Source organism: Oceaniglobus ichthyenteri, from assembly GCF_003057885.1.
In the GTDB taxonomy this organism is placed as follows: Bacteria; Pseudomonadota; Alphaproteobacteria; order Rhodobacterales; family Rhodobacteraceae; genus Oceaniglobus; species Oceaniglobus ichthyenteri.
In genome coordinates this window covers 1-14,688 of sequence record NZ_QAGK01000024.1, presented here as the reverse complement: position 1 = coordinate 14,688, position 14,688 = coordinate 1, and the positions used below count along the sequence as shown (strand labels likewise).

General features: G+C 60.9%; 19 protein-coding genes and 1 pseudogene. 12 read left to right on the top strand and 8 right to left on the bottom strand.

Translation table 11 applies throughout. The features are described 5' to 3' along the window. Positions 1–200 (top strand): hypothetical protein (locus C8265_RS19665; RefSeq protein ID WP_206050376.1); only part of this gene is annotated, 200 nt, incomplete at its 5' end. Between the two features lie 323 nt (positions 201–523). Here C8265_RS19665 and C8265_RS19020 read toward each other — a convergent pair. The 3 genes from C8265_RS19020 to C8265_RS19010 form a co-directional block, all read right to left on the bottom strand. Next, positions 524–2,263 (bottom strand): hypothetical protein, encoded by a 1,740-nt coding sequence (locus C8265_RS19020; protein WP_108485578.1) that lies wholly within the window; start codon positions 2,261–2,263, stop codon positions 524–526. Beyond that, positions 2,260–3,951 (bottom strand): hypothetical protein, encoded by a 1,692-nt coding sequence (locus tag C8265_RS19015; RefSeq protein WP_126623209.1) that lies wholly within the window; start codon positions 3,949–3,951, stop codon positions 2,260–2,262. Before C8265_RS19015 ends, C8265_RS19020 begins: the two co-directional genes overlap by 4 nt. Before the next feature lie 82 nt (positions 3,952–4,033). Beyond that, positions 4,034–4,711, bottom strand: coding sequence for a LexA family transcriptional regulator (locus C8265_RS19010; protein WP_108485576.1), 678 nt, complete (start codon positions 4,709–4,711; stop codon positions 4,034–4,036). A 108-nt stretch (positions 4,712–4,819) separates the two neighbouring features. Between C8265_RS19010 and C8265_RS19005 the strand changes: the two genes are divergently transcribed. From C8265_RS19005 to C8265_RS18980, 6 genes are all read left to right on the top strand, one after another. Beyond that, complete coding sequence (locus C8265_RS19005; protein ID WP_108485575.1) at positions 4,820–5,503, top strand: hypothetical protein; 684 nt, start codon at positions 4,820–4,822, stop codon at positions 5,501–5,503. 215 nt (positions 5,504–5,718) lie between these two features. Further along, entirely contained in the window at positions 5,719–5,928 is a 210-nt protein-coding gene (locus C8265_RS19000) for a helix-turn-helix transcriptional regulator (RefSeq protein ID WP_029058679.1), read from the top strand. Then, positions 5,928–6,284, top strand: coding sequence for a hypothetical protein (locus C8265_RS18995; RefSeq protein ID WP_108485574.1), 357 nt, complete (start codon positions 5,928–5,930; stop codon positions 6,282–6,284). The genes C8265_RS19000 and C8265_RS18995 overlap by 1 nt, the downstream gene beginning before the upstream one ends. A 44-nt stretch (positions 6,285–6,328) precedes the next feature. Continuing rightward, complete coding sequence (locus C8265_RS18990) at positions 6,329–6,817, top strand: hypothetical protein (protein ID WP_108485573.1); 489 nt, start codon at positions 6,329–6,331, stop codon at positions 6,815–6,817. Then, positions 6,814–7,689, top strand: coding sequence for an ATP-binding protein (locus C8265_RS18985; RefSeq protein WP_108485572.1), 876 nt, complete (start codon positions 6,814–6,816; stop codon positions 7,687–7,689). The genes C8265_RS18990 and C8265_RS18985 overlap by 4 nt, the downstream gene beginning before the upstream one ends. 21 nt (positions 7,690–7,710) lie before the next feature. Continuing rightward, positions 7,711–7,920: a hypothetical protein gene (locus C8265_RS18980; protein WP_108485571.1), complete on the top strand. Its 210-nt coding sequence runs from the start codon at positions 7,711–7,713 to the stop codon at positions 7,918–7,920. A 222-nt stretch (positions 7,921–8,142) separates the two neighbouring features. Here C8265_RS18980 and C8265_RS18975 read toward each other — a convergent pair whose 3' ends face one another. The 3 genes from C8265_RS18975 to C8265_RS18965 all read right to left on the bottom strand — a co-directional run bounded on the left by C8265_RS18975 (position 8,143) and on the right by C8265_RS18965 (position 9,313). Next, a complete protein-coding gene (locus tag C8265_RS18975) occupies positions 8,143–8,715 on the bottom strand; it encodes a DUF3489 domain-containing protein (protein WP_108485570.1) in 573 nt (190 codons plus the stop codon). Between the two features lie 95 nt (positions 8,716–8,810). After that, entirely contained in the window at positions 8,811–9,029 is a 219-nt protein-coding gene (locus tag C8265_RS18970) for a hypothetical protein (RefSeq protein ID WP_126623208.1), read from the bottom strand. A 14-nt stretch (positions 9,030–9,043) separates the two neighbouring features. Next, entirely contained in the window at positions 9,044–9,313 is a 270-nt protein-coding gene (locus C8265_RS18965) for a hypothetical protein (protein ID WP_108485568.1), read from the bottom strand. Between the two features lie 146 nt (positions 9,314–9,459). Here C8265_RS18965 and C8265_RS18960 point away from each other — a divergent pair, with 146 nt between their 5' ends. Both C8265_RS18960 and C8265_RS18955 read left to right on the top strand, forming a co-directional pair. Further along, a complete protein-coding gene (locus tag C8265_RS18960; protein WP_108485567.1) occupies positions 9,460–10,020 on the top strand; it encodes a hypothetical protein in 561 nt (186 codons plus the stop codon). Further along, positions 9,968–11,968 (top strand): phage terminase large subunit family protein, encoded by a 2,001-nt coding sequence (locus C8265_RS18955; RefSeq protein ID WP_108485566.1) that lies wholly within the window; start codon positions 9,968–9,970, stop codon positions 11,966–11,968. Before C8265_RS18960 ends, C8265_RS18955 begins: the two co-directional genes overlap by 53 nt. 11 nt (positions 11,969–11,979) lie before the next feature. On the opposite strand, the gene C8265_RS18950 is transcribed toward C8265_RS18955, so the two are convergent. Next, positions 11,980–12,594, bottom strand: coding sequence for a plasmid pRiA4b ORF-3 family protein (locus C8265_RS18950; protein WP_108485565.1), 615 nt, complete (start codon positions 12,592–12,594; stop codon positions 11,980–11,982). A 48-nt stretch (positions 12,595–12,642) separates the two neighbouring features. Here C8265_RS18950 and C8265_RS20035 point away from each other — a divergent pair. Beyond that, a pseudogene (locus tag C8265_RS20035) lies at positions 12,643–12,795 on the top strand (phage head-tail joining protein); the annotation flags it as partial. Between the two features lie 131 nt (positions 12,796–12,926). Here the strand turns inward: C8265_RS20035 and C8265_RS19615 are convergent. Then, positions 12,927–13,199, bottom strand: coding sequence for a GlsB/YeaQ/YmgE family stress response membrane protein (locus C8265_RS19615; RefSeq protein WP_164512402.1), 273 nt, complete (start codon positions 13,197–13,199; stop codon positions 12,927–12,929). 153 nt (positions 13,200–13,352) lie between these two features. Between C8265_RS19615 and C8265_RS18940 the strand changes: the two genes are divergently transcribed. Both C8265_RS18940 and C8265_RS18935 read left to right on the top strand, forming a co-directional pair. After that, positions 13,353–13,568, top strand: a complete 216-nt coding sequence (locus C8265_RS18940) for a phage head-tail joining protein (protein WP_108485563.1) — start codon at positions 13,353–13,355, stop codon at positions 13,566–13,568. 3 nt (positions 13,569–13,571) lie between these two features. After that, positions 13,572–14,688: phage portal protein (locus tag C8265_RS18935; protein WP_240611150.1), on the top strand; the 1,117-nt coding region annotated here is incomplete at its 3' end.

Here is a 14,688-nt window from a genome sequence, read left to right as displayed (position 1 = left end):
AGGGCCAAGGCCAGTTCTCTTTCCCACTGATTTCGTTTTGGTTTTCGTCATTCGTCCTCTCCAACTCGGGTTCGCAACTGGTGACGACGACGGCGAACAAGGGCGAGGATGTCCAGCGAACTGTCTCCGTCGTTCGCAGAATTCTCGTTTATTCTCGGAGGGTTGGCGCGATCCACGGCTGCAGCGAGGATCCGGGCTAGTTCTGCCAGACGCTCATTGGTTGTGAGCGTTTCGGGCGGAGGGGCGAAATTGACGTCGGTATCGGGCATAGCGGGCGGACCTCAGGAGCTGTTTTGTCCTGTGGTGGCCGCGATGCGGAATGGATTTCAAGTTAAAACAATGGGTTGTCGTAATGCTGCGTATTTCAGGGAGCTTGTTCGTGCGCGGCGCATCTGGTCAAAATTGGCGGAACACATCTTTCACTCCGGTAGCAGGCTGCGGCTACACACTGGGTGAAGCATCTCGCGCCAAGTGTATCAACCAGAGCGGTAGTCTAGGTGGAACGAGTATTTCCCGATTAGACCTAGCCCGATTTATCGCCAACTTCGCTCACCTCCGCTTCCTTTTCCGTCTGATCGGCTTTGTCGACCTCGAACCAGAGATGTGGCGGCAGAGGTATGCGGTGATGCCGACACGCAGTCATGAACAACGGGACCAAACCGCGCTTGAAAGCTTCCATTCGAAGGATCTGATCATGTTCGGTGACCACCGCGTCAATTTCCGCGGATAGTGACGCATCGCTGTCGTCTTTGTTTATCTCTGGAATGGGGATGCCAAACCCAATCGTTTGGCCAGTTCGCCAGATGCAATCATCCGTCTGTTCGCTTGGAACCCATACCTGCTGGGTCATGTGAGACAGCACACGGTGCACGACATCTCTAAAAGCTTCCAGTTCGTCCTTTGCCGAGAGGCGCTCCAGCCCAACGAGGACGAAAGGAACAAGAACACTCCCGCACGTGGAGCGCTCAAAATAGGCGTCATCGCGGCTGATTGGATGGCGGGCCAACTGACGATAATCTTGGAAGTAACTAGTCCAGTGTGAACGACGGAGATATCGATAGGACAGCCGAGACGCTACCTCACGAAGATAATGGTCAACATCATGCAACCGTCCGCAAGCCTGGGCCAGAAGCATAAGCATACCAATCTCAATGTGATGGTCGTCCCGCATCGGGGCAACCAAGCTTGGATTGGTGTTGATCATGGAAATGGCTAGGTCAAGGATCTGGTCGCGCAACTCGAGGTGCTCTGTTTGTCGCTCACCCTCGCTCAAGCAAGCGATGTAGTGGTGCCATAGTCCCAGAAGTACGGCGCGTCCTAGGGTCTCAAACAATGCCAGGTTCACGTCGAGCGAAGACCGTGATCGGACAGCGGCCGAAAGCGCGTGCTGGTGCATTGTGTGCGGCCCAACTTTCCCGACAATGAGCTTATTACTCACGTTAAGGTAGAGCGAAAGAACGTGGTCAAGAATTTCCTGACGTTCTGCACGTCGAACCCTCGCGCTTTCCGGGCAGCGACGGAACGCGTCCCAAGCATGCAACATCGCCAACTCGCACGCGCGGTAGGGCGCGTCGAGATTACCAGCATCAACACCGTTGCTCACGAGGATCCAGAGGCAAATCATCATTTGCCGGAGGTGTTTTATGCCTTGCCGGTCGGCTCCAATGTTTTCGGTGAGCGCGTCGAGCAGCGCTCGGAAGTTTCGGTATGACTCTTCCGGCTCGCTCACCAACGCTACCGCTTTCTGGAAGTGTGCCCGATGATCAGGATCCAGAAGCTCTTGCCCAAGGATGCCCGACAGGATCAAATTTGCCAGACGATCACCGTTCCATTCACGAATATTGAGCGTTGCCGTTGAATGGCGATCAACAAAACCGCGCCACTGCGCCCGGATTCCTTCTTGAATCTCTCCACCCATGCAAACGCATATGGCCACAGGCAGCCCGCGATACTGCTGTGGAACTCGGTTTGGAATGTAATCGTCCAGAACCTCTCCCAAGGATGGACGTACCGCCTGCAACGTTCCGTCCCAATCTGCGCGTCCTACATCGCCAGCCTTAATAACAAAGAGCAAAAGTGATTTTGCTCCTTCTGCGTCAGGATCAGGGCCAACCGCGACGACGTCGACACCTGCTTGTCGTCCACCAATCCTTGGATGATGAACAATCTCGTAGCCCAATTCGCTGAGGAGCAGTGGCAGCAGGACGTCTAGCTCTCCACGCTCCTTCATGCCTTGCAGATGTTGTCTGACGAGGAGCTTCATGCGATCACCCTCTGCTCATGGCGGAACTGTTCTAGCAACCACTCAGTCCCGACCGGGTCGAAAATGACGCCCTTTGGAAGCTCACTGCTGACAGACATTTCGGCCATGTGCACCGTCTGGGAGCGGCGGTTGCCGTCACCATCCTTCATGCTGAAACTCGACTGATCGCCATAGAGCAGCGATTGAGTGGTCACAACCTGTGCGAAGATTGATTTCTCTCTGGCCATTTCTTGAATCCGAGCGGCTTCTTCTGCTTCCTGAAAGCGGACAAGAGCCCTTTGAGACGCTGGTGGCTCTAACTCGACAACCTCACGGGCCGCCTCAAATCCGTCCCACAGCTGATTTGCCTGTTGGATGGCGTTCTTAATGGCTTCTGTTCCAGGCGCATCAGCTTTGCTGACATCCCCAAGCCAATCCTTAAGAGCGCCACCGTAGTTTAACAGCAGTGGATCGAAGAGCAGGTCCGCAACTTCGCTTGCAGCTTCGGCATGCCCGCCCCGGAGGACTGCGATTATCCACGATGCGGCAGTCATTGGCGAAAGGAATAGAAAGCCAATTGCCTTGCGGCACAAAAAAACCTGATCGATGGCATCGACGGGCAGGTCTGCGGGCCGAATATCGACGCAAGGAGACGTTCGATTTATCTCCGATAGGTGGGACGTGAGCGTTGAACACACATAGTAATTCCCCTCCAAGAGCCAGCTGGTTGCAAGCGTTCCAAGGTTCTTGCGATCATCTGATTCTGTTACTGAGAAAAAGCCCTGCAATTCGTCTGTTCCGATCGTTCCTTCAGTTCGGGAGATAAGCTTTGCGGCCGCCTGGCCTGCCTGCTGCGGATTGATTTTCCAAAGGCGTCGTAGTGCCGAGTCAATTTCTCGTATTGTGCCTCGATTCTCTGGATTGACTTCGAGGATACCCTTCAGACAAATTTCGACTTCTTCGGGGCACATCTGCCCAAGATGCATGTGCACTGCGCTTGCCATTAAATGAACAGTGATTGGGCAATCGGTTGCTCTCGTTCGATTGAACGCTTCTGCAAATTGCGCTCGGTCGAGATCTTCATGCTTGCCTGCCATGTCCAGGGCAGCTTTGATTAGCCCAGCAGTCTCCTTTGCTTCGCTGGTCTCGGCGATCCCTAATATGTATTCAACGGCTTGCGCCGCCTCGACTAGCGTAAGCTTCATCCGTGAAAGGGCGAGAACACCAGCTATCCGCTCTTCATCAGAGGCTTTGGCAGAGCGCAACGCTTCTTGGAAGTCGCCCTTGCTTTCTAGTGCGAATACAAGGTGACGAAGCGACAATGGATCGCCAGCGCGCGCAGATGACACTATCTCATCGGCCCGTTTACTGTCGGATGCACACCATTTTCGGAACGCCGCGTTCGGTTGATTTGCGGCTAGATCCTCCCCACCTTTTTCCACGAGCAGATGAACCAAATTCATCACTTCGCTTGGAGCTACATCCAAGAGCGGAATGATCTCGCAGGCAATTGTTTGGATACGGAAGAAATCTGAACCGGAAATCTCGCTAAGCAAGTCCACGTCCTGTTGGGATAGAAAAGCACTACGCTGGGAAGCGGCTTCCGCAATCTCTCTTATTAGCTTTTCATCTTTGCGGTCGGTACGATCGAACTCCTGCAATGTCCCAATGAACCCTTGCGCGGCAATCTTGCGTTCAATTTCGTTCAAGTCCATTCTCCAACCACTACTCAGGTTCTGTTCCACTTCCGAGAAATGAAATGTCCTCTTGTCATCGTAATTAGCGTATAGATCACAACTCCCGCGCGAACCAGCGGATGCGGCCGATGATGTGGATTTCTTCGGCGCTGCGCTCGTAGGGACTGTAGAAGCCGTTATCCGAGATCACCCGCACGGCGGGTGGGTCGCTGTTAGGAACGTGCTCGAGTCGCTTGGCAACTAAGCCTACACCATCATCCAGCACGAAAATCCCTGGCGGGTTGGGCGCGCGACGTGTCATGTCGACCAGCACTGTGTCGCCGTCCAGCAGGGTCGGTGCCATGCTGTCGCCTTCGACGTGCATGATCCGCAGCTGTGACGGGCTGGCCTTCAGGCTGCCCTTTATCCAGGATCGGCGGAAGTGGTAGGCGCGGCCGGGCGTGTCATGGTCCTCGGTCACCACCGCGCCGCCGCCCATCGATGGGCGCGGGCTTGCATGGGCGATTGCAACGAAAGTTTCGTCGGGATTCTCGATGAAGGGCGGTTCGCCCTCGACCTCACCGATGCCGTGGATCAGCCACTCGCGCTCGACCTTCAGCACGCGGGCGACCTCGGCCAACTTGTCTATCCCCGGTCGTGCTGAGCGACCGCGCAGGATGTCATAGACGAAGGAGCGATTGACCCCGGCCATCTCTGCGACATGAGCGGGGCTGAGCCCGAGTTGCTGAGCGCGGGCGCGCAGGCGGTCTGAGAGCGTGTGATGCTCGGTCATGTTTTCCCCAGAGGGCTGTGGATCAAATAGGATAAAACAGGATTGATCGGAGGGCGTCAAGGATTTAGAACAAACCCTAAACACTCAATAGCAGGAATCGGGGGTCAGATGGAGATCGAGAAGGCGTATTTTACTCTGCCGGAGATCCTCGATCGCTGGTCCATCTCCGAGGCCGACCTGATCTATCTGGCGGAGAACGACAAGCTGCGGCTGTCGGTGCGTGTCTTCGGTGTGCCGTTGGAGCTGGGCGACTACGAGGAGACCCATGAGGGTGAGCGCTTTCGGGTGCCCACCGAGCAGAGCTACTACAGTGGGTTGCTTGAGCTGCATGCGCGGGATGTGTTCCAGATATTTCGGACCGCCGAGTTGACAGTGAGCGACTTCCGAACGCCTCGGTCGGACTATGCTTCGATCTGGGGAGATCGAGACGGCGTGCCTCTCACCATTGAGGATTTGCTGCTAAGGCGCGAGGAACGTGATCGTTTCGAAGCGGAGACAGGGTTCTCCGGCGCAGAGACGGGACCGCAGCTGCCTATCTTCAGCGCGTCACCCGACTATCAAGAGGTGCGCTGCGGCGGGCACCAGTTCCGCCTTGGTCCAATCCAGGCGCAGGTTGTCCACGCGCTGCATGAGGCTGCGCGACGTGGCGAGGCCTGGCAGAGCGGCAAGGCGATCCTCTCGGCAGCGGGCTCCAAGAGCCTGAAGATGTCCGACGTGTTCAAATCCCAGAAGCAGTGGCGGTCACTGATCGAATCGAATGGTCGCGGCAACTACCGTCTGAACTGCGGCTGATTCTGGCTCATCCCGTTCCAGCACGCGCGTCCATCCGGCTCCACAGTGGGATGTACTGGGGGATGAGAGTGGGATGACAATCCCCCGCCACGGCGTTCGCCGCTGAGTTGCAAGGCTCAAACTGATCCCCCTCCACATCCCACTTCGATCCTGACGACATCCCACAGCAGGATTTCGCATCTTCCTCCCAACGCAGCGAGCGACAGGAGACGAAGATGCAGCTCAAACACCTTAATCAGAAAGAACTGGCCCGACGGTGGAACATCTCACACCGCACGCTGGAGCGGTGGCGGTGGGCCGGTGAAGGCCCGCAGTTCATGAAGCTGGGCGGCCGTGTGGTTTACCGCATGGAGGATATCACCGCGTTCGAGCAGGACCAGCTGCGCCACAGCACCGGCGCTGATGCGCACGCAGGTGCAGCGTGATGGTCCGCCTCGATGATTTCACGACAGACCGGGTGGTGCCGTTCTGCGCCACTGGCGGTCTGGACGAGGTCGGGCTCTGCGCTTGGATCGCGCAGGCCGAACCCGGCGAGACGCTCATCTATCACCGCGGGTTTCTGGCAGTCGATGCCACAGCGATCCTGTCGAAGCTGCCTGCGGACCGTCAGCGTGCCTTGCGTCAGGTCGCAGCTGCCGCTCTTCGCGCGGCAGAGCAGAACCTCGTCCATCTCGTCCAGGCGCGGATCGGCCCCGACCAGTTCGCCTACATCGCCGTCGCCCGGGCCAAACCCCGATCCAGCGGTGCCGCCCTGTCAATCCGCCTGCTCGAGGCCGCGTGATGCCCGCATTCCAATCCTTTTTCACTGATCACGGAGATCCATTCATGCCATTCCCCGAGAACACCCCCACGCTCGATGATCTGCCATCCCTCAGCGCGGCCGAGATCGCGACGCTGCCGGTCGAGTTGCTGGCAATCCTGCAGCGCGAGATCGACGAGCGCCTGAAGCGCGACAAGGCCGCGAAGGCCCGCTTCGATGCCGGGCTGGCCGTCCGGTACGCCACTCGCGCCACCGAGGAACGCCAAGCCGCAGGCAAAGACACCGGCACCGTCCGGTTCGACGATGGCGATTTCACCGTGGTCGCTGATCTGCCGAAGCGGGTGGATTGGGATCAGGATCGGCTGGCCGACATGGTCGCGCGGATCCGCGATGCCGGGGACGATCCGGACGAATATGTCGATCTCGCTTTCAAAGTTCCTGAGCGCAAATACGCCGCCTGGCCCGAGGCAATCCGGCAGGGTTTCGAGCCCGCACGCACTGTCCGGCCCGGCACGCTGAAGGTCGAGATCCTTGCGCAGGGGGCCGACCAGTGAGCCTCCCGATCATCAGCGCCGACCAGCGGCTTGCCGAACCGCGCGGCATCAAGGGCTGCATCTTCGGGAAATCCGGCATCGGGAAAACCTCGCTGCTCTGGACCCTTGATCCTGACCGAACGCTGTTCATGGATCTCGAAGCGGGCGATCTCGCCATCGAGGGCTGGGCCGGTGACAGCATCCGACCGCGGACCTGGACCGAATGCCGGGATTTCGCGGTGTTCATTGGCGGGCCGAACCCGGCATTGCGCGATGAGCAGCCTTACAGCCCGGCGCACTACAAGGCAGTCTGCGACCGCTTCGGCGATCCGACAGCACTGGACCGCTACGACACCATCTTCGTCGACTCGATCACTGTCGCCGGGCGGCTGTGCTTCGGGTGGTGCAAGGGTCAGCCTGAGGTGCTGTCGGAAAAAACCGGCAAGCCGGATGTGCGCGGTGCCTACGGGCTGCACGGCCGCGAGATGATCGGCTGGCTCACCCATCTGCAGCACACGCGGGCCAAGAATGTCTGGTTCGTCGGGATCCTCGACGAGAAGCTCGACGACTTCAATCGCAAGGTATTCCAGCCGCAGATCGACGGGTCCAAGACCGGGCTCGAACTGCCGGGGATCGTCGACGAGGTGATCACCATGGCGGAACTGAAGGCCGATGGCGGCGATCCGTATCGCGCCTTCGTCTGCCAGACGATCAACCCCTGGAGCTTTCCGGCCAAGGACCGTTCCGGCCGACTGGCCCAAGTCGAAGAACCCCATCTCGGCCGCCTGATGGCGAAGATCCGGACGCCTGTGACCCCGGCGACGGATCGCCTGACCTACGCCCCGCCACCCGCCGATCCGGCCGGTGCCGACCAATCCCAACCGCAATCCTGATCATGGAAAAGGAGGTTCCCCATGGGTTCCTGGAACGATTTCAACGACGCGCAGAGCAACACCAACCTCATCGCAAAGGGCACGCTGGCCAAGGTGCGCCTGACGATCCGTCCCGGCGGCTTCGATGATGCCTCGCAGGGCTGGACCGGTGGCTATGCCAACCTGGGAGAAACCGGCGAGTTTCCGAGCGGCGCGAAAAGCATCCGCTTCCTTCCGCCGTCTTCTGACTGAACTTCAAGTTCGACTATTGAACTTGGACGTCTGGGAAGCACCTTCTGCCCGACTAGGCAGCAATATTGGCCTACTTGAATGTTGGGATTTAAATCACTCACTTCCCTTATCCTCTGATTGGACACCTTGAAATTTCTCTTAATTCCGATGGCTTACCGGGGAAAGCAAGCTTTTCGCCGCCTTTGCGGGGCGGCGATGCCCGTACTAAGTGGTGCAAGCGCCTCAAGAGGCGGGAAGCCGATAGACCCGCCCGCGCCCTTCGACTTTCTCCGAGGTCACCTCAAGCCCGAGCTTCTTTTTCAACGTTCCGGCCATTGCCCCGCGCACCGTGTGCGACTGCCAGCCCGTCGCGGCCATGATATCCTCGATGGTCGCGCCGTCCGGCGCGCGCAGCATGGCGATCAGCGTGGCCTGCTTGGTGCCCTCGCGCAGCGTGCGCACCTTGGGCGCGGCCTCGGTCTCGGTGAGGGCGTCCTGCGCGGGCTCCTCGGTCGGAGCGTTCGTCGTGCCCGCAGGCGCGGTGTTCGCGTCGTCGGGCTCGATGCCGATGGCGGCGAGGCCAGCGTCGGTGGCGGCTAGCGTGACACCGTGGGCGTCGCCGGTCTCGCGCCAGACGAGATCGCCCTTGCGCATGTCGGCATCGACCTCTTCGAGGAAGCCCTTTGCGAGCATCGCGCTGACCACTTTGGCGGCGGCCCCGCCGCGCAGGTTGTCAGGCAGCGGCAGGGCAATGTGGTCCCCGTTTTGGGCCGCGCGCGACAGGATGATCGTCTGGGTGTCGGAAAGCTTGCTCATGGGGTCGTCTCCGTTTTCGGACCGCGACCGTCGCGGTCTTCTACGACCCCAAGCCGCGCAGGGCGCGCGGCCGGAGTTCGGGCGTCTGCCCGAGGTCAGATCAGGCCAAGGTCTCGCAGGAGCCCTGCGGCTTCGGGCAGTCGGTCGGTGGCGACATCGATGGCGATGGTCATGCTGTCGGCAGTGAGGCGTGCCGGAATATCGGCTTCCTCGCGGAGCGATGCTTCGATCTCGTCAATGACCGCCGGTATGCGGCTCGTATCCCAAGGCTCATTAAGGCCGCGAATGGCGATGCGGATTGTGCTGGTTTCCATGGCTTTTGCTCCGTTCATTCCGCGTGCTCGCCTTCGCTGAAGGCGCTGTCGGTGATGCGCTTCAGGAGGTTGGCGTAGTGCTCAAGGGTGCCGACATGGCCCCAGTTGATCTCGTCGGGGTGGGCGTTGAAGTGGTCGTCGCTCAGGTTTGTCAAGCGCGCCAGCATCTCGTCGATCTCAGCCTTCTTGCCGATGAAGGCGTTGAGCGCTGCTTCCTTGTTCCGCGCAGCCCTTTCGGCGCGCAGTTGGTGGCGGGGCGTTGTCTGGGGATTCAGGTGGGTCATCGCGGCGGCTCCTTGGTTTTGCGCTACCGCTGCGCTGCTTGAGCGCGGCGGTGAGTTGCATCGTTTTCGCAGGATCAGGTTCGCTCTGACGCGGAGGCTTATCAACTACATAAGCACATGATTTTGAATGATAATCGGAGCGCGCAATGGAGGGTCTGAGCGAGCGCCAGTATGCCGCCCGCGTCGGCCTATCGCGCGGGGCAATCCAGAAGGCCAAGGCGACGGGACGGCTGGTGCTGAACGGCGATGGCAGCATTGACGCGGTGGCCAGCGATGCCCTGCGCGCTGAGGCGACCGATCCGTCCAAGACACGGAAAGCACCGCAGCCAAAGCTCAAACCCGTCCCGGAGGCGGCGGTATCCGCCGTAGGCGAAACGCTGCGCGAACAGGGAATGGCAGCCCCGCCTGTCGGCAGCGGCACCACGTTCCTGCAGGCAAAGACGGCCAATGAAGTGCTGAAGGCGCAGGAACGCCGTATCCGGCTGCAAAAGCTGAAGGGCGAGCTGATCGACCGGGCGCGCGCACTTTCGCTGGTGTTTCGACTGGCGCGGCAGGAGCGCGATGTCTGGGTCAACTGGCCGTCGCGCGCTGCGGCGCTGATGGCGGCCGATCTGGGCGTCGAGCCCGCAGCAATGCAGAAGGTTCTGGAGAAACATGTCCGTGCCCAGCTCGACGATCTTGCCGAGGTCAAACCCGATCTCCGATGATGCGGACGATATGCCGGACTTCGATGGCGCGGCAGAGATCCTACGCGCCTGGGGAGCGGGCCTCACGCCAGATGCGGACTTGACCGTGTCGGAATGGGCGGACAGGCACCGAATGTTGTCGGGGCGCGCTTCGGCAGAACCGGGACGGTATCGCACGGCGCGCACGCCCTACATGGGCGAAATCATGGATCGACTTTCACCCGGCGATCTAACACAGCGGATTGTGTTCATGAAGGCGGCGCAGGTTGGCGCGACCGAGGCCGGGAACAACTGGATCGGCTTTGCCATCCACCAGGCTCCGGGCCCAATGCTGGCGGTCCAGCCGACCGTGGAACTGGCGAAACGTAACTCGCGCCAGCGGATCGACCCGCTGATCGATGAAAGCCCGGAACTGCGGGAGCGGGTAAAACCGGCGCGCTCGCGGGATGCAGGCAACACCATGCTGTCGAAGGAGTTCGCGGGCGGCATTCTGATCATGACCGGCGCCAACTCGGCGGTCGGGCTGCGCTCGACGCCCGCGCGTTACATCTTCCTCGACGAGGTCGACGCTTATCCGGCATCCGCTGACGACGAAGGCGACCCGGTTACGCTCGCCGAAGCGCGATCATTGACATTTGCCCATCGGCGCAAGGTGTTCCTGGTCTCGACCCCGACAATCCGGGGGCTGAGCCGGATTGAGCGCGAGTTCGAGGCCAGCGACCAACGCCGGTATTTCGTGCCGTGTCCACATTGCGGCCATGACCAATGGATGAAGTTCGAGCGGCTGCGTTGGCAGAAGGGCCGTCCGGAGACGGCAGAATATCACTGCGAGGGCTGCGAGACGCCTATCGCCGAACACAACAAGACGGCGATGCTGCAGGCAGGCGAATGGCGTGCGACCGCAACGGCCGCCGATCCCGGCACCGTCGGCTATCACCTCTCGGCGCTCTATTCGCCGATCGGTTGGCTGAGCTGGGAGCGGATCGTGCGCGCATGGGACGCGGCCCAAGGGTCGGACGAGGCGATCAAGGCGTTCCGCAACACGATCCTCGGCGAGACATGGGTCGAAACCGGCGAAGCGCCCGACTGGCAGCGGTTGGCGGACCAGCGCGAGACTTGGGACGGAGGGAGTGTTCCAAAGCGGGGCCTGTTCCTGACAGCCGGAGCCGATGTTCAGAAGGATCGCATCGAGGTTGATGTCTGGGCCTGGGGCCGCGGGCTGGAGAGTTGGCTGATCGATCATCTGGTCCTGGAGGGCGGGCCTGGCGATCCGGCGTGCTGGCAGCAGTTGACCAATCTGCTCGGCCAGACATGGCAGCACGCTTTCGATCAGCCGATGACATTGGCGCGGCTGGCGATCGATACCGGCTATGAGACGAGCGCCGTCTATGCCTGGTCGCGGGAGGTCGGTTTTGCACAGGTTGCGCCGGTGAAAGGCGTCGAAGGGTTCAACCGCTCAAGCCCGGTCACCGGCCCGACCTATGTCGATGCGACCGTCGGGGGCAGAAGGCTGCGCCGTGGCGCGCGGCTCTGGACCGTCGCCACGTCCACCTTCAAGACCGAGACCTATCGGTTCCTGCGGCAGGATCGTCCGACGCGGGAAGAGCAGGAAGCGGGCATGATCTGTCCGCCCGGAACCATCCATCTGCCCAACTGGGCGGACGGCGAGTGGTTGAAACAATTCACGGCCGAACAACTGGTCACGGTGCGCACCCGGCGTGGCTTCGCCCGACTCGAATGGCAGAAGCTGCGCGAACGCAACGAGGCTCTGGATTGCCGGGTCTATGCCCGCGCCGCCGCGTGGATCCTTGGAGCCGATCGCTGGTCGGAGGCGCGGTGGGCCGATCTGGAAGCCCAACTCGGGGTCACGGCTCAGGACGTGGCTGATGGTGGCGCGGGAAACACCACGCCGATTGCGCAGCGAGCGGCGCCACGGCGGCGGACTGTGCGCTCAAATTACATGGGGTGAGTTGACCGATTTTAGTTGTCCCGCATACCGCGACTGCGTTGGAAGGCATCGTAAGAAACCTTGCGCCGCAGAGCTAACTCGCGAACGCGCGATGCGATTTCATCCGCGCCGAAATCGGTAGGGTGGAATGGGCCACCATACCAGCGGACCATGTCCTTGTGCTGTGGGTGGCTGCGTTTGGAGATCGCTTCGGCGAAGTCCATGAACCCCGATGGCCCGCCGACGTCTTCGGGCGGTGCGCGTCGCTCACCGCCAACAAAGACCGGGTAGTCGACATCGGGTTCGGCGTCGACGACGTATTCGATAAGGACGCGATGCCTCCAGTCGTCCCCGAAGTCGTAGATATACAGGAATTCGTCGACGCCGCGATCAATCAGCATCCCGAGCCGCAGGGATTTCGCCTGATAGACCTTGCGGCCCCAGACCGCATCTTCAGGATCAGGTTCGCCGTAAGATCTGTCGCCAACGGTGAACTCGTAAAGATGATAGTCTTCCCAAGGCATAACCGTCTGGATCAGCTCATGCAGCGATCGCAAGTTGGTGCTTATCGGCACATCGATGACCCGGAAGATACAGGGCTCGATGGCCTCAAGCTCAATTCTGAGGCGGGCAATTCTCTGGGTCATGGCTTTCGAAGCGGTTGCAATTCCGCTTGAGCATAAAGGGCGATTGGAATGGCGACAATCTCGGAACTTCGCGCTTGCCGCGAGATGCTCACTGCACAGCGGTCCACTGAGGTGGCGCGCGTCAGCGATGACGGAAAGACCGTGGACTACCGCAGTGTGGCTGAGATTGATCGGGCCATCGAGACGGTCGACCGCGAAATTACGGCGGCGGACAGTGCGCTCAAGTTACATGGGGTGAGCAAGGGAGACGTCTTTCCCGGTCCGCCAGGATATTCGCCGAAGTGTCGCTCGATATCGTCTGGTTTTGGCGCGGTTCAACGGTGTCGGGATGTTCAACGCAGGATCAGATGGGTGATCAGAAGGATCAGCACCGCGCCGATCACGGCGAGGAACACGATCAGTAGCAGTCCGCCTGCGGCCAGCGCCCCCGCAGCGGCCAGCGTCACCACGAAAGGGAGCAGCAGTGCGCCGACGACGCCGATCGCGACGTTGCGGGGCTTGTTGCGTCCGCCCTGGAGTACAGATGCCAAAAGCCCGGCAAGCACGCCGACCACCAGCAGGAACACAACTCCGATTGTTCCCAGCGCCTGAAAGAATTCCTCCATTGCGTCTTTTCCCTTCCATGCAATCGATCTCGTTGATCATGAACGAACATGTCACGGCAAACAGCCGTTGCATAGCCTTGAGCGCCGGGATCGCCCTGTCAGGTTCGGTGTCTGGAAAGTGCGGGAACGGCGGTCCAGAAGGAACGGTGCAAGATGGCTGACATCACGGAACTTCGCGCCCGCCGCGAGACCCTCGCTGCACAGCGATCCTCTGGCGTGGCGCGGGTCAGCTATGACGGAAAGACGGTGGATTACCGCAGCGTGGCGGAAATCGACCGGGCCATCGAGGCGCTCGACCGCGAGATCGCGGCGGCCGAGGGGCGGCGGATCGTGCGACAGGTGCGTGTGACAACCGCGAAGGGGCTCTGAGCCATGGGGCTGTTTGATCGCTTTCGTCGCCGGGCCCCCGGCGGCCCCGCTGCCGTGCGCGCAAGGCTGGAAGGTGCCATGGCGAAACGGCGGCTCAGGGGCTGGAACCCGCCGCTGGAGAATATCAACGCGATGGTCGCCTCGGGCGGTCCGCGATTGCTGGCGCGCTCGCGGGAATTGGTGGTCACCAATGGCTATGCCGCCAATGCCTGCGAGGCGTTTGCCTCAAACCTGGTGGGCGATGGGATCAAGCCCTCGTCGCTGATCGAGGATCCGGATCTGCGGGATCGGGTGCAGCGGCTCTGGCTGGCCTGGACCGATGAGGCGGACGCTGACGGGCTGACGGATTTCTACGGCCTGCAGGCGATGGTGGCGCGGGAAATGTTCGTGGCGGGCGAGTGTTTCGTGCGATTGCGGCCGCGCCGGGCTGAGGATGGGATGCTGGTGCCGCTGCAATTGCAGCTGCTGCAATCCGAAATGCTGCCGTTCGACAAGACGGAGATCGCTGCCAACGGCAATCGCATCCGCTGCGGCATTGAATTTGACGCCATCGGCCGCCGCTTGGCCTATCACTTTCGCCGCCGCCATCCCGGTGACAGCACCGATCAGGGGGCAGTACTCCCCGAGACGGTCCGCGTGTCCGCCGACGACGTGCTGCACATCTACCGCCCCATCGATGCCGGTCAGATCCGCGGCTTGCCGCATGTGGCACCGGCGATGGTGCGGCTGTTTCTGCTGGATCAGTACGACGACGCCGAACTGGACCGCAAGAAAACTGCAGCGATGTTTGCGGGGTTCATCACCAAGACCGCGCCGGAAGACCCGATGATGGGCGAAGGCGAGGCGGATCTCGACGGGGCGGCCATCGCCAGCCTCGAGCCCGGCACGATGCAGGTGCTGCTGCCCGGCGAGGACGTGAAGTTCTCCAGCCCCGCCGACGTGGGTGGTGGCTATGAGGCGTTCCAATACCGGACACTTCTTGCGGTATCGGCTTCGCTGGGGCTGCCCTATCACCTGGTGACCGGGGATGTGCGGCAGGCGAACTATTCGAGCCTGCGGGCAGAGCTGGTCGAGTTCCGCCGCCGCATTGGCCAGCTGCAGCATGGGGTGATCGCGCATC

Bases quoted from the DNA above. Each gene is read 5' to 3' on its own strand.
- C8265_RS19615 (WP_164512402.1), bottom strand. From the start codon at position 13,199: ATGGAGGAATTCTTTCAGGCGCTGGGAACAATCGGAGTTGTGTTCCTG.
- C8265_RS18950 (WP_108485565.1), bottom strand. From the start codon at position 12,594: ATGACCCAGAGAATTGCCCGCCTCAGAATTGAGCTTGAGGCCATCGAG.
- C8265_RS18975 (WP_108485570.1), bottom strand. From the start codon at position 8,715: ATGAGCAAGCTTTCCGACACCCAGACGATCATCCTGTCGCGCGCGGCC.
- C8265_RS18980 (WP_108485571.1), top strand. From the start codon at position 7,711: ATGGGTTCCTGGAACGATTTCAACGACGCGCAGAGCAACACCAACCTC.
- C8265_RS19010 (WP_108485576.1), bottom strand. From the start codon at position 4,711: ATGACCGAGCATCACACGCTCTCAGACCGCCTGCGCGCCCGCGCTCAG.
- C8265_RS19005 (WP_108485575.1), top strand. From the start codon at position 4,820: ATGGAGATCGAGAAGGCGTATTTTACTCTGCCGGAGATCCTCGATCGC.
- C8265_RS18970 (WP_126623208.1), bottom strand. From the start codon at position 9,029: ATGGAAACCAGCACAATCCGCATCGCCATTCGCGGCCTTAATGAGCCT.
- C8265_RS18940 (WP_108485563.1), top strand. From the start codon at position 13,353: ATGGCTGACATCACGGAACTTCGCGCCCGCCGCGAGACCCTCGCTGCA.
- C8265_RS18995 (WP_108485574.1), top strand. From the start codon at position 5,928: ATGGTCCGCCTCGATGATTTCACGACAGACCGGGTGGTGCCGTTCTGC.
- C8265_RS19000 (WP_029058679.1), top strand. From the start codon at position 5,719: ATGCAGCTCAAACACCTTAATCAGAAAGAACTGGCCCGACGGTGGAAC.
- C8265_RS18990 (WP_108485573.1), top strand. From the start codon at position 6,329: ATGCCATTCCCCGAGAACACCCCCACGCTCGATGATCTGCCATCCCTC.
- C8265_RS18965 (WP_108485568.1), bottom strand. From the start codon at position 9,313: ATGACCCACCTGAATCCCCAGACAACGCCCCGCCACCAACTGCGCGCC.
- C8265_RS18955 (WP_108485566.1), top strand. From the start codon at position 9,968: ATGTCCGTGCCCAGCTCGACGATCTTGCCGAGGTCAAACCCGATCTCC.
- C8265_RS19020 (WP_108485578.1), bottom strand. From the start codon at position 2,263: ATGAAGCTCCTCGTCAGACAACATCTGCAAGGCATGAAGGAGCGTGGA.
- C8265_RS18960 (WP_108485567.1), top strand. From the start codon at position 9,460: ATGGAGGGTCTGAGCGAGCGCCAGTATGCCGCCCGCGTCGGCCTATCG.